The sequence below is a fragment of the Anaeromyxobacter sp. genome (assembly GCA_016718565.1).
Taxonomy (GTDB): Bacteria; Myxococcota; Myxococcia; order Myxococcales; family Anaeromyxobacteraceae; genus JADKCZ01.
In genome coordinates, this window is sequence record JADKCZ010000002.1 from 155,502 (window position 1) to 169,090 (window position 13,589).

Sequence of the window (13,589 nt, forward strand, 5' to 3'; positions counted from 1 at the left end):
GCGCGACCGCGGCGGGAGGCTGGACGAAGCGTGACCAAGGCCGGGACGTTCGAGCAGATCGCACCGCTGCAGGCAGGCATGCCGGCGGCCACCCGGCCGGAGGCCCCTGGACCTCGGCTGGTCCGACGCCTGGTCATCGTCGCCGTCTGGGTGGCGGTGGGCGTCTTCGCGGCCGGCCGGCTGCTCTCGGACTCGGCGCCAGCCGGCGTCTTCGGCTCGGTGTTCGACCTCCTGCTCATCGGCTTCTTCGTGGCGGCCGGCGCCGGCGCCCTGACCGGCGCCGCGGCCCGTGCCGGGCGAGCCCGCCTCGGCTGGCGGCTGGTGGCGTCGGCCTGGCTCATCTCGGCCCTGGCCTTCCTCCTGGCCCTGGGCGCGCCCAAGGGCGAGCCGGCCTGGCTCCACGCCGTCTCCATGGCGGCCTACAACTCCTACTACCCCCTCTCGGTGGCGGGCCTGCTCCTGCTGGTCCGGCCGGGCGCCACCGCCGATCGGCAGCTGCGCGCCCTGCTCGACGTCCTCCTGGTGGCCGGCGCCTCGCAGCTCCTGGTCTGGCGCTTCGCCCTGCGCGGGGTGCCGCCCGAGCAGATCCTGGCCAACCTGGGCCATGTCCTCACCAACGCGGTGGGCGAGCTGGCCGTGCTGGCCTCGGCGGCCTGGCTGCTGGCCAGCGTGGTGGGCCGTCCGGAGGGCTCGCTCCGGCTGCTCGGCGCCGCCGCGGTGGCGGCCGCCCTGGCCGACCTGGCCAGCCTGCAGCTCAGCTTCCAGTCGTCGGTCCCGGTCAAGCAGCTCTCCGACTGCGGCCTGGCGGTGAGCGCGGCGCTGGTGGCCAGCGCCGGGCTGCTCCACCCGGGAGGCCGCACCGACCGGCATGGCCGGCTGCCCGAGCTGGTCGCCGGCACCCTGGGACACGTCCCCACCCTGGCGGTCGGGGTGGGGATGCTGCTGCTGGTGGCCGACGCCGCGGCGCTGGGCGGTCCGCCCCTGGTGCTGGCGGCCAGCGCGGCGGGCCTCACGGTGCTGGCGCTCCTGGCCCTGGCGGTGGCGCGCCGGCAGCTGGAGGCCGAGGCCGAGCGGCTGGCCCGGCAGGCCGACCGGCTGGCGGCGGCGCAGCGGCTGGCCACGGTGGGCCACCTGGCCGGCTCGGCCGCCCACGACTTCAACAACCTGGCCACCGCCATGCAGGAGATCGCCGCGGAGCTGCGCGAGCTCATGCCCGGCGCGCCCCCGCTGGTCGCCATGGAGGCGGTCTCGACTCGCGCCGCCGGGCTGTGCCGCCGGCTGCTCGGCATGGCGCGCGGGGCCAGCTCGCCGGCCCCGGCGCCACACGAGCTGGGCGCGGCGGCCATGGCGCTGCGCCCGCTCCTGCTGCGTCTCCTGCCGCCCGGCGTGTCCCTGGAGGTGGAGGGCGGGGCGTCGGCCTGGGCGAAGGTGGACCTGGCCCGGCTGGAGCTGGCGCTGGTGAACCTGGTGGTCAACGCGCGCGACGCCATCCCAGGCGCTGGCCGCATCGCGGTGGGCACCGAGCCGGTGACGGTTGGCCACGGCGACGTCCTGGCCGCCCGGGGCCTGGTGCCTGGCCGGTACCTCAAGCTGTCGGTGCGCGACACCGGCGCCGGCATGGACGCCGCCACCCTGGCCCGCGTCACCGAGCCCTACTTCACCACCAAGCCGGTCGGCCAGGGCACCGGGCTCGGCCTCTCCCTGGTGTCGGAGCTGGCCGTCTCGGCCGGCGGCCAGGTGCTGATCGAGTCCGCCCCCGGGGCCGGCACCACGGTGAGCCTGGTCCTGCCGGCCTGCTCGCCCCCAGGGCAAGCGGCCGGCTGAGGGGCCCCTTCCCCCCAGGCCCCCCGCGCAGCGCACCTGCGCCCACCTCCCGCCCGGGCGGAGCGCCAGGTACACTCCGCGCGTGACCTCAACCCTCCGTCCGCTCCTGGCCCTGGCCGCGCTGGCCGCCGCCGCCTCTGCCTCGGCCGCGCCGGGCTTCCGCGTGGCGCCGCCGCCGGCCTGGGTCGAGCCGGTGGACCTGCCCGCCCCCGGGCCTGCCTCGCCGGACGCCAGCGGCGGCGTCGACTACCTGCTGGTGGACTCGCAGGTCCGGGGCGGCGGCCCAGGCGGCCCGGAGCGCTTCCACCGGACGGTGCAGCGCGTGCTGGCCTCCACCGGGATCGAGCACGCCTCCGAGTTCCGGGTGGACTTCGACCCCGCCTACCAGTCGCTGACCCTGCACGAGGTGGTGATCCGGCGCGGCACCGCGCGCCTGGCCGCGCTGCGCCCGGCGGACGTGAAGCTCATCCAGCGCGAGCCGGAGCTCGACCGGCGGCTCTACGACGGCCGGCTCACCGCGGTCATCTACCTGCGCGACGTGCGCCAGGGCGACCTGGTCGAGGCCTCCTGGACGCTGCGAGGCCAGAACCCGGTGTTCGGGGCGCGCACCACCCAGGTCTTCGACCTCGGCTGGGGCGTGCCGGTGGCGCGGCTGGCGGTCCGGCTGAGCTGGCCCGCCGCCCGGCCTCTCTCCTGGCGGGTCCACGGCCTCGAGCTCGAGCCGGCGCGCGCCGCCCGCGGCGACCACGTCGAGCTGCGCTTCCGGCGCGAGGACGTCCCCGCGCTGGACGAGGAGAGCGATCTCCCGCCCGGGGTGGACGCCTTCCCGTGGCTGGAGGCCTCGGAGTGGCCGGGCTGGGAGGAGGTGGTCCGATGGGCCCTGCCCCTCTACGCCGCCCCGCCGCCCAGCCGGGCCATGGAGGCCTCGCTGGCCAGGTGGCGTGCCCTGCCGGACGAGGAGGCCCGGGCGCGCGCCGCCCTGCGCTTCGTGCAGGACGAGGTCCGCTACCTCGGCATCGAGCTGGGGACCTCCTCCCACCGCCCGGCCGCTCCCGCCGAGGTGTTCGCCCGGCGCTTCGGCGACTGCAAGGACAAGTCGCTCCTGCTGGTGAGCCTGCTCTCCGCCATGGGGATCGAGGCCGCCCCGGCGCTGGTGAACACCGCGGAGCGCGCCGCCATCGCCGCGCGCCTGCCCTCGCCCTCGGCCTTCGACCACGTGGTGGTCCGGGCGCGGGTGGCCGGCGCCGTGCGCTGGCTCGAGCCGACCCGCTCGCTGGAGCGGGCGCCGCTCGGCGAGGTGACGCCCCCGCCGTACGCCCGGGCCCTGGTGCTGGCCGACGGGGAGGCCGGCCTGGTGGAGCTGCCCGAGCCGGCGCCGTCGCCGCTGCAGGTCACCAGCACCTGGCGGGTCACCCGGTTCGGCGCGCCGGTCCTGTTCGACGTGGTGACCCGCTTCGACGGCCTGCGCGCCCTCGGGATGCGGCACGACCTGTCCGACACGCCGCCGCCCGAGCTGCAGCGCCGCTACCTCGATCACTACGCCCACACCGAGCCGAAGGTGGAGGTGGCCGCGCCGATGCTGGTGGAGGACGCCCCGGACGCCGACCGCGTCACCATCACGGAGCACTACCGGCTGCCGTCGGTGGCCGCCGGCGCCGAGCGCGACTTCGTGGCCGAGGCCATCCGCGACCACCTGCTGGTGCCGGACACGGCGCGGCGCCGGCATCCGCTCCACGTGCGCCACCCGGTGCTGGTGCGCGAGCAGCTGCGGGTGGAGCTGCCGGGGCTGCCCAACCTGACGGAGGACGAGCAGGAGGTGGTGGGCGAGGTGGCCCGGCTGTCGCGCCGCGCCCGCCCGGAGGGGCGCGGCTACGTGGTGGACCTGGAGTACCGGACGCTCCGGCCGACGGTGGAGCCGGCGTCGGTGGCCAGGCACATCGCCACGGTGCGCGAGATGCGCGGCGTGGCGGCCTACTCGCTGGCGCTGGCGGTCCGCCAGGGGCCGGTGCACCAGGAGCGCGGCCCGTCCTGGGCCAGCCTGGGGCTGGTGGCGCTGGCCTTCGCAGGGGGGCTCGGCCTCTACACCGGGGTGACGGCGGCCAGGAACGGCGACCTGGCGCGCTGGTGGGCCAGTCTGCGCAACCGGCGGCGTCGGCGGGCCTTCACCTCCGCCTTCGCCGAGGCCACGGGGGAGACCGCCCGCGAGCCCATCGTCCTGGCCAGCGCCGACGATCTGCCGCGCCGCGCGCAGGGGCTGCGGTGCCGCTGCGGCTCGCCCATCCCGCCCGAGGCCTGCTCGTTCGAGCCGCTGGTGCTGGGCGGCCGGCCGCTCTGGGCGCTGCGCGCCCCCTGCCCCCGCTGCGCCGAGGTGCAGCGGGCCTACTTCGCCGTCGGGGGCTGAGCGAGGCGGCCTGGTGGGGCCTCCAAAGGGGGCGCGGGACGGCGTGCTAGGTTTCGCCGCCGTGACGAACCATCGCCAAGCTGTACGGGCCGCCCGGGCCGCGGCGCTCGGGGTGCTCCTCCTGGCTGGGTGTGAGCAGCCGGCCGTGGCGCCCCCTCACCCCGGCCCTCTCCCCCAGCAGGCTGGGGGAGAGGGAGGGCAGACCGCTCTGGCCGCTCCACCTCTTCACCCAGGCCCACAACCTCAGGGGGCTGGGGGAGAGGGAGAGCAGAACCTCCCGACCTCGACCCCCCGGGACCCCCCTCCCCCCACGGCGCGCCTGCCCGCCCCGGTGGATGCCCCGCCGGTCGAGGTCGAGGAGGCCCTTGCCCTCATCCCCGGCGCTGGCACCGCGCTCCTGCCGGGCGAGCTCGCCACCGTGGACCCGCCCGCCACCTTCCGGGTGCGCCTGCGCGGAGCCTACCCGGAGGCCCGCCTCTCGCTGCTCGATCCGGGGGACGCCATGGTGGCCTCGGGTGGGGCCCGGGAGGTGGCCGGCGCGGTCACCACCGTCACACTCCAGCCCGCCGCGCCTCTCAAGCCTGGCGCCAGCTACCGGCTCAGGGTGGACGGCGCCACGACCCGCGAGGTGCGGGCCGCCGACGGCACCAGCCGCGCCCCAGTCGAGTTCCCCTTGCTCATCACCGGCGAAGCGCAGCCGGAGCCGAAGCCCAAGGCCCGCCCCAGGCGGAAGCAGCGCCACTGATCCGAGGAGATCACCCCCGTGCACCAGGCCCGACCCACCTCCGCCTCCGCCGCGCCCCGCGTCACCGACCGGCGCCTCCTCCGCCCGCTGGCCCGCCTCGTCGCCGCGGCCCTCCTGCTGGGCGCCGCGCCGACCTGGACGCCGGCCGCGCCCGCCGCCGCGCCGGCGGCCGACGACCAGGCCCGCCTCCTCCGCTTCCCCGACGTGTCGGGCGACACCATCGCCTTCTCCCACGGCGGCGACCTGTGGACGGTGCCGGCCGCGGGCGGCCTGGCGCGCCGCCTCACCAGCGCCGAGGGGCTGGAGGTCTTCCCGCGCTTCTCGCCCGACGGCCGCTTCATCGCCTTCACCGGCCAGCTCGACGGCTCCTCGGACGTCTACGTGGTGCCGGCCACCGGCGGCGAGCCGCGCCGCCTCACCTGGTACCCGGCCCGCGACAACACCGACCGGATGGGCTTCGACAACGTGGTCCTCGGCTGGACGCCGGACGGGCGGATCCTCTTCCGCAGCCAGCGCGGCCCCATGGGCGGCTTCACCGGCGAGCCCTGGGCGGTGCGGCCCGAGGGCGGGCCGGTGGAGCGCTACCCCATCGCCGAGGCCGGCCACGTCAGCTTCTCGCCCGACGGCAGGCGCGCCGCGGTGACCCGCATCTTCCGCGACTTCCGCCAGTGGAAGCGCTACCAGGGCGGCATGGCCCAGGACGTCTGGCTCTACGACCTGGCCAGCCACGCGGTGGAGAAGATCACCGACTGGCGCGGCATGGACACCCAGCCGATGTGGCTGGGCGGCGCCGTCTACTTCCTCTCCGACCGCGACGGCTGGAAGGCCAACCTGTGGCGCTACGACCTGGCCAGCCGCGCCTCCACCCGCGTCACCAGCTTCACCGAGTTCGACTGCAAGTGGGCCCACGCCGGCGCCGACCGCCTGGTCTTCGAGAACGGCGGCCTGCTCTGGCTCCTCGACCCGAAGGACGGGCAGGCCCGCCAGGTCCGGGTGACCCTGCCCGACGAGGCGCGCGCCGCCCGCACCCGCTGGGTCAAGGTGGAGGAGCAGATCACCGACGCCTCGCTGGCGCCGGACGGCAAGCGGGTGGCCTTCACCGCCCGCGGCGACGTCTTCACCGTGCCGGCCGAGCACGGCGACGTCCGCAACGTCACCCGCAGCTCGGGGGTGCGCGAGCGCAACGCCACCTGGTCGCCCGACGGCAAGTGGCTGGCCTACTTCTCCGACGCCACCGGCGAGGAGGAGCTCTACGTGCAGGCGCAGGACGGCCGCTCCGCCCCCGTCAAGCTCACCAGCGGCCCTCCCACCTGGCACTTCCCGCCGGTCTGGTCGCCCGACTCCTCCCGGCTGGCCTGGAGCGACCGCGGCCTCCGGCTCTGGTGGGTCTCGCTGGCCGACCAGGTGCCGGTGCTGGCCCACACCGCCCTGCACCGCGAGATCCCCGAGTACGCCTGGTCGCCGGACTCGCGCTGGCTGGCCTTCGCCACCGAGACGGCCGTGGAGACCCAGGCCGTCTTCCTGCACTCGCTCGACACCAGGGTGAGCACCCAGGCCACCGCCGACGGCTACGACTCCGGCGAGCCGGTCTTCGATCCCGAGGGCAAGCACCTCTTCGTGCTCTCGGCGCGCGACGTGGCCCCCACCCTGGGCAACCTGGAGAGCTCCTACACGGTCAACAAGATGCTCCGGCCGCACGCCATCACCCTGCGCGCCGACCTGCCCTCCCCCTTCGCCCCGCGCAGCGACGAGGTCAAGGTCGGCGAGGCCGAGGCCAGGCCGGAGGAGAAGAAGGGCGAGGGCAAGGCCGAGAAGAAGCCGGCCCCGCCGGTGCGCATCGACCTCGCCGGCCTGGCCCAGCGCATCGTCCCGTTCCCGGTGGCGCCAGGCAACTACGAGGGGCTGCAGCTCGCCAAGGGGAAGGTCACCTGGCGCTCGCTGCCCACCACCGAGCTCACCGCGCCGGGGCCGCGCAAGGGCGCGCTCAAGAGCTTCGACCTCGAGAAGCGCAAGGAGACCGAGCTCCTGCCCGCCGTCGAGCGCCACCAGGTCTCTGCCGACGGCACCCGCCTGCTCTACAAGGCCGACAAGGTCTGGGCCATCGCCGAGCTGAAGGAGGGGCTCAAGGCCGGCGACGGGGCCCTCAAGCTCGACGGCCTCCGCCTGGAGCTCGACCCGCGCGCCGAGTGGGCCCAGATCTACCTGGAGACCTGGCGCCTCTTCCGCGACTTCTTCTACCTGCCGGACCAGGGCCAGGTGGACTGGCCGGCCATGCGCGAGCGCTACCGCCCGCTCCTGGCCCACGTGACCCACCGCTACGACCTGAACTACGTGCTCGGCGAGCTGGTGGCCGAGCTGGCCACCGGCCACACCTACGTGGGCGGCGGCGACATGGCCAGGCCGGAGCGGGTGCCGGTGGGCACCCTGGGCGCCGACCTCACGCTCGACGCCGCGGCCGGGCGCTGGCGCATCGGCCGCATCCTGCCGGCCCAGCCCTGGATCGAGGGGCGGGCCACGCCGCTGGCGGCGCCCGGGGTCAAGGTGGCCGAGGGCGACTACCTGCTGGCCATCGACGGCCGCGAGCTCACCGGCAGGGACGAGCCCTACCGGCTGCTGGCGCAGACGCCCGGCCGCACCGTCACCCTCACCGTGAACGGCGCGCCCACCGCCAAGGGGGCCCGCGAGGTGTCGGTCCAGCCGCTCCCCAACGAGTGGGACCTGCGCTACTTCGACTGGGTCGAGACCAACCGCCAGAAGGTGGAGCAGGCCTCCGGCGGCAGGATCGGCTACCTGCACATCCCCGACATGGGCGGCCGCGGCCTGACCGAGTTCATCCGGCAGTTCTACGCCCAGAGCGCCAAGGCCGGCCTGGTGGTGGACGTGCGCGCCAACGGCGGCGGCTTCGTCTCGCAGATGATCCTGGAGCGGCTGCGGCGGCGGCTCATGGGCATGAGCAACATGCGCGGCCAGAAGCCCTTCACCTACCCGAACGCCGCGGTGAGCGGCCCGATGGCGGCCATCGCCAACCAGTACTCGGCCTCCGACGGCGACATCTTCCCGCACTTCTTCCGCGCCTACGGGCTGGGACCGGTCGTCGGCCAGCGCACCTGGGGCGGCGTGGTCGGCATCCGCGGCACCTACTCCGGCATGGTGGACGGCGGCTACAGCAACGTGGCCGAGTTCGGGATGTACGACCTGCAGCGGCGCTGGATCATCGAGAACGAGGGCGTCGCCCCGGACCTGGAGGTCGACAACCTGCCGGCCGACCTGGTGGCCGGGCGCGACCCGCAGCTGGAGCGGGCGGTGGAGGAGGTGCTGAAGCAGATCGCAGCGCAGCCGCCAGGCCGCCCGGGCCCGCCGCCCTCGAAGGACCTGCGGGACCCGCAGCCGCCGCGCCGCTGACCGCGGCGCCGGCCAGCGAGCCGCCGGCCCTCACCAGGGGGCCGGCGCGGCCTTCGCCCGCCTCACCGGGCCGCGCCCAGCGTCACCCGTCGGGAGCCAGCCTTGGTGGCCGGCGGGACCCGCGTGGCGGTGACCAGGTCGGCCAGGGCCCGCCCGACGCAGTCGATCACCGGCTGCGGGGCGGTGCCACCCTCCCGGTAGGTGACGCCGGACTCGTCCACCTGGAGGTCGTAGACCACCGTCCCCGGCCCGGTGAGGCAGGCCAGCGCCTCGTCCGACTCGAGGAGCTGCCGCGCCAGGCCGCCCAGCAGGTCGTCGCCGGAGCCGGCCCGGCCCGGCGACACCAGCACGAAGGCCGGCCGCTCCAGGCCATCCGGGTCGAGCACCACCTGGTCGGCCAGCGCCGCCACGCCAGGGTCGGCCTGGAGCGCCGCCTGCCAGGCGCCCGGCGCCCCGGGCCCCTCCACCCGGCAGACCCGGCCGCGGCAGGTCACCGCGAAGGCCGCGCGCCCCGGCCAGAGCGCCCGCAGCGCCGGATCGAGCCGCAGCCGGCTCGCCTCGGAGAGCGGCCCCTGGAAGCCGTCGCGCAGGGAGCGGTAGCGGCTGCGCGCCTCGATGCGCAGCTCGAGGGCCAGCGCCTCGGCCGGATCCGCCACCTCGGGCGGGGTGATGGTGTGCTGCGGCAGCGACTCGCGGACCGGCTCCGGCTCCGGCGGCGGCGCGGGCGCGGGCACGGGCCCGCCCGCCAGCCCCCCCGGCTCGGTCAGCCGGATCAGCAGGACCACGGCCAGGATGAAGAGCAGCCCCATGCCGGCCACCAGCCCCATGGCGGTGCGGGCCCTCACGGCTGGTCCCCCAGCGGCACCAGGATCTCCAGCCTGGCCGCCTGGCGCAGCGCCGCCAGCCGGGCCACCACCACGGCCTCGACCCGCTGTCGGCGCAGCCGCTCGCGGATCACCTCCCGGGCCGCCGCCTCCGGCTGACCGGTGGCCTCGCCGTGCTCCAGGTACCAGGCGTGGACCTCCGCGTCGCCCACCACCACGCCGACGGCCAGGTCTCGCTCGAGCAGGCGCACCACCGCCAGCTGGCGCGCCAGGTGGGCCCGGAAGCTGGCCCCGGTGAAGCCGCTCCGCTCCAGCCTGAGCTCGAACTGCACCGGCAGCGGGAAGGCCGCGCGGGCCTCCGCCAGGGCGCGCTCCACCACCTCGGGGGCCGGCGCGTGCCCCAGCCGCACCGCCTCCTGCCCGAGCAGCTCGTCGTCCACCAGCTGGTCGAGCGCCTCCCGCACCAGCCGCCGCCAGACCCGCGGGCTCTGGATGCCGGCGGCGCTCCGCCCCTGCGAGGCGGCGTGCTCCTCGGTGAAGCGGTCGAGCCGCTGGCGCGAGATGCCGGCGCCGTTGACCCGGGCGGCCAGCGGCTCGGCCGCCTGCCCCATGGCCGGCCAGGCGGCCAGGAGGGCCGCCAGCAGGGCCGCCGCGCCGCAGCCCGCCAGGGAACCGGGCGCGCTCACTCCAGCCTCAGCCAGCCGCCGACCGGCCGGAAGGCCCGGCCCGCCAGGTCCACCGCCACCACGTGGCCCCCGCGGGCGCCTACCCGGCGCTGCCCGCCGAAGCCGAGCGGCGGCGAGAGCCCGCTGTCGAACCCGGAGAGCGACTCGAGGGCCGCCACCAGCCCGGCCCGGCTGAGGTCCCGGCCAGTCCGCCGCAGCCCCTCCGCCAGCACCGCGGTGGCCACCAGCGCCGAGGTGCGGGCGGCGCGGTGGCGCTCCCCGAGGCCAGCCGGCGCCAGCCGCGCCAGCTGGGCCCGCCCCGCCTCGCTCTCGTCGGACGGCAGTGCCGGGTAGGCCAGGCGGAGCCGCCCCTCGAAGCCAGCCGGCGCGTCGGCAGCCGCGCGGGCCGCCAGCGTCCCGGGCGCGAGCACCCAGGGGTGGAACGCCGCCGCGTCCGCGGCGCGCAGCACCGAGGCCAGCACCTGATCGTCACCCAGCACCAGGGCCACCTCCACGCCGCGCTGGCGCAGCCCGAGCGCCCCGGCCTCGTCGAGCCCCTCCTGCGGGAGCGGCAGCACCTCGACGCGGGCCCACCCCCGGCGGACCGCCTCCTCCCGCGCCGCCCGGGCCGCCGCCTCGAAGGGCGCGCCGGCCGGGTGCAGCACCGCCAGCGCCGGATCAGCCAGGCCCAGGCCGGATCGGCCGGCCGCCCAGGCCACCAGCACCTGGCCCAGCTCGCGCAGGCCCGCCAGCGGGTGGAAGGTGAAGCGCCCGCCCTGGCCGTCGGTGAAGGGGCCATAGGGCCCGACCAGCGGCAGCTCCAGCCGCTCGGCCAGCGCGGCCAGGGCGGCGTCCTCCCCGGGGACGAAGCCGGAGAGGAGCGCGAAGGCCGGGCTGACCTGCTGGCTGCGGGCCAGCGCCGCCACCCCGGACTCCCGCGCCGGGTCGTAGCGCACCGCCGTGAGCTCCAGCCGGCGGCCGTGCAGGCCACCCGCCGCGTTGAGCTCCCCGAGCGCCGCCTCGAGCGCGACGCGCAGCGCCTCTCCGACCTCGCCGAGCCGCCCCTCCCCGGCGGGCAGCGCGGTGGCCAGGCGCAGGGACCGCTCGCCCACCCCCGGCTCGCGCTGGCGCTCCAGCACCTCCAGCCAGGCCAGCAGCGCCGTGAGGTCGCCGCGCGACAGGGCGTAGCGCGGCATGGTGCCCTCCAGGCGCTGGCCGGCCGGGTCCACCCCCTCGGTGATGGCCCGGCCGATGGAGCGGGCGTCGAAGCGCGGGTGGCGACGGTTGGGGTGGACGTGGCCGTAGGGCTTGATGAGCTCGGACCAGGTGATGTCCGGCGGCACCACCCCACCCTCCGGCCGCCCGCGCCCGTCGGGCCCGTGGCAGCCGGCGCAGGGCAGCGCCGATCCGGGCAGCGGGCTGGGGTCGGTGCCCATGAGGGCCGTCAGCCCGGCGCCGCTCGGGCTCCGGCCGGTGAGGTAGATGGAGCGCCCCGCGACCTGCAGCGGCGTGAGGCCCGCCTCGACCGGCGCGCCGGACGTACCCGCCGCCCCGACCAGGTCCGGTGCGGCCAGGGCCAGCGCCAGGGCGAGGGGGAGCAGCACGGGGCTCAGCGGGCGGCGCCGGCGCTGGGTGGTCCGTCGCTGGCGACCTGGATGGTGCGGAAGGGCAGCTCGCTCGGCAGCAGGTCCAGCGAGGCCACCGAGACGAAGAGGTAGTAGACGCCGGCCTTGCCGAGCGGCACGGGCGCCTCGTAGTCCCCGCCGCCGAGGTGGCGCGCCATGGCCCGCCCCTGCAGCCGGCCAGGCACGGCATGCCAGGAGACCAGCACGTCCTGGAGGTCGGCGCGGGCCGCCCGGCTGCGGGTGTCGGAGAGGCGGAGGCGGACCGGCAGGGTGCGGCCCTGGTCCAGGGAGGTGGGCAGGTCGAGGTACTCGACGTCCAGCCCGGCCTCCTGCGGCCTGGCCGGGTTGGGCGCGGCGTCGGCCGAGAAGCAGTGGAGCACCCGCGGGTTCTCCAGCAGAAAGGCCACGTCGTAGTGGCCGGCCACCGGGATGCGGAGCCTGCCGGCGTACACCCCCGGGGCGACCTCCTTCAGGCTCCGGTCCACCACCGTCACCGCCTGCACCCGGTGGCCGTAGCTGCCGAAGCTCCCCATGGCCGCGTTCATGCCCTCCATGTAGAAGTAGGTGTTGCCGTCCGCCGGGTTGACCGCGAAGACCGCCGCCTCCGACGCGGCCGGGGTGATGGCGTCGGCCAGGCCGAGCTCGCCGGCCGACATGGGCGCCCCCGAGCCGGCCCCGAACGACTGCACGGTGGGCTGCCGCCCCGCCCCCAGGCTCGAGAGGTTCACCATCTTCACCTGCTCGGAGTCGAGCAGCCGCAGGTAGGCGAAGGCGCGGGTCAGGGTCACCTGGTAGGGCTGGCCGCCCATCGGGATGGTGTGCACCAGCGTGTTGGAGGCGGCGTCGAGGACGTGCAGCACCTGCTCGGCCGGGTTCACCACGAACCCCCAGCGGCCGTCCTCCGAGAAGCGCAGCGGCCCCAGGCCCGGCCGGGCCTGGATGCGGGCCACCACCGTGAGGGCCTCGGGATCGATCACCTGCACCACGCCCGCCCTGGCCTCGGCCACGTAGACCTGCCGCGACAGGCGCGAGGTGGCGATGGCGATGGGCACCCCGCCCACCGCCAGGTCGGCCACCCGGGCCAGCCGACCGGTGTCGATCACCGTGACGGTGCCGTCCTGCCGGTTGGTCACGAAGGCGCGCCGCCCGTCGGGGGAGAAGGCCAGCTCGTGGTGCCCCCGGCCGGTGGCGAGGCGCCGCGCCACCGTGAGCGACTCCACGTCGATGACCGTCACGCCGCTGCTGGCGGCGTCGGCGGCGTCGTTGCCCACCCAGAGGTACCGGCCGTCCGGCTGCAGGGCCAGCCGGGTGGGCGCCTGGCCGGCCGGCACCAGGCCCACCACCGTGAAGGCGCGCGAGTCCACCACCGCCACCTCGCCGGCCTTGGGCATGGAGACGAAGAGGCGCCGGTCGTCGCGATCGCGGGCCCAGTCGGCGCCCGGCCGCTTCAGCGCCACGGTGGCGAAGAGGCTGGTGGTGCCGGTCATGCTGACCACCGGGTCGATGACCGAGATGCTGGCGTCGTGGTTGAGGACCAGCAGGTAGTAGCTGTTGAGGTCCACCAGGGGGCGCACGCCCACCACGCCCTTCAGGTAGTAGCCCACCTTCTCCTTGCACTCCTTCTGCTCGCCGCCGCGCCCGACCACCACGTTGGCCATGTCGAGCCAGGCGGCCGGCTTGAGCCCGGGCACCGGCTGGCCGCTGGAGGCGTCGGTCATGCGGAAGCGCACCTCGGCGAAGTCGCCCTCCAGCAGCGTGCCCTCCTGGCCGCTGGCCGCGCCCGACCGCTGGATGGTGAAGTCCACCACCAGGCCGTCCCGCACCACCCGGTTGGCTGGGGAGGCCATGGCCTGGCCGGTGGGCTGCGGCCCGGGCTGCACCGCCTCAGCCGCAGGGCCCGGCGCGGCCAGCGCGCCGCCGGCGGCGAGCAGCGCCGGCAGGAGGACCCCCAGCGCCGCCCGGGCCGGGCGGAAGCCCTTGATCGAACTGGGATCGGGCGGGGGTCGGGGCTCGAACATCATGAGCCAAGATGCGGCATCCCGCCGCGGGGGAGCAGTCCGGTCTTCCCACGACAGCCAGGTGGGAGCCGCACCCACCTGGCCT

The 13,589-nt window shown here is 76.5% G+C and carries 8 protein-coding genes; 4 read left to right on the plus strand and 4 right to left on the minus strand.

Annotation, left to right across the window (positions count from 1 at the left end; genetic code table 11):
• The first annotated feature begins 30 nt into the window (after positions 1-30).
• From IPO09_07440 to IPO09_07455, 4 genes are all read left to right on the plus strand, one after another.
• Positions 31-1,824, plus strand: a complete 1,794-nt coding sequence (locus IPO09_07440; GenBank protein MBK9517179.1) for a hypothetical protein — start codon at positions 31-33, stop codon at positions 1,822-1,824.
• Positions 1,825-1,906: 82 nt separating this feature from the next.
• On the plus strand, positions 1,907-4,225 hold the full coding sequence (locus tag IPO09_07445) for a DUF3857 domain-containing protein (protein ID MBK9517180.1): 2,319 nt from the start codon (positions 1,907-1,909) through the stop codon (positions 4,223-4,225).
• 331 nt (positions 4,226-4,556) lie between these two features.
• Positions 4,557-4,970, plus strand: a complete 414-nt coding sequence (locus IPO09_07450; protein MBK9517181.1) for a hypothetical protein — start codon at positions 4,557-4,559, stop codon at positions 4,968-4,970.
• Between the two features lie 18 nt (positions 4,971-4,988).
• The gene (locus IPO09_07455) at positions 4,989-8,372 is read left to right on the plus strand and encodes a PD40 domain-containing protein (GenBank protein MBK9517182.1); all 3,384 of its coding nucleotides are present in this window, start codon (positions 4,989-4,991) and stop codon (positions 8,370-8,372) included.
• 62 nt (positions 8,373-8,434) lie between these two features.
• On the opposite strand, the gene IPO09_07460 is transcribed toward IPO09_07455, so the two are convergent.
• Genes IPO09_07460 through IPO09_07475 form a run of 4 tightly spaced genes read right to left on the minus strand, consistent with a single transcriptional unit; the run spans position 8,435 to position 13,507 of the window.
• Positions 8,435-9,217, minus strand: a complete 783-nt coding sequence (locus IPO09_07460) for a hypothetical protein (protein ID MBK9517183.1) — start codon at positions 9,215-9,217, stop codon at positions 8,435-8,437.
• On the minus strand, positions 9,214-9,882 hold the full coding sequence (locus IPO09_07465) for a SurA N-terminal domain-containing protein (protein ID MBK9517184.1): 669 nt from the start codon (positions 9,880-9,882) through the stop codon (positions 9,214-9,216). Before IPO09_07465 ends, IPO09_07460 begins: the two co-directional genes overlap by 4 nt.
• A complete protein-coding gene (locus IPO09_07470) occupies positions 9,879-11,465 on the minus strand; it encodes an ABC transporter substrate-binding protein (GenBank protein ID MBK9517185.1) in 1,587 nt (528 codons plus the stop codon). Before IPO09_07470 ends, IPO09_07465 begins: the two co-directional genes overlap by 4 nt.
• A 5-nt stretch (positions 11,466-11,470) precedes the next feature.
• The gene (locus IPO09_07475; GenBank protein ID MBK9517186.1) at positions 11,471-13,507 is read right to left on the minus strand and encodes a cytochrome D1; all 2,037 of its coding nucleotides are present in this window, start codon (positions 13,505-13,507) and stop codon (positions 11,471-11,473) included.
• Between the last annotated feature and the right edge of the window lie 82 nt (positions 13,508-13,589).

Bases quoted from the DNA above. Each gene is read 5' to 3' on its own strand.
- IPO09_07475 (MBK9517186.1), bottom strand. From the start codon at position 13,507: ATGATGTTCGAGCCCCGACCCCCGCCCGATCCCAGTTCGATCAAGGGC.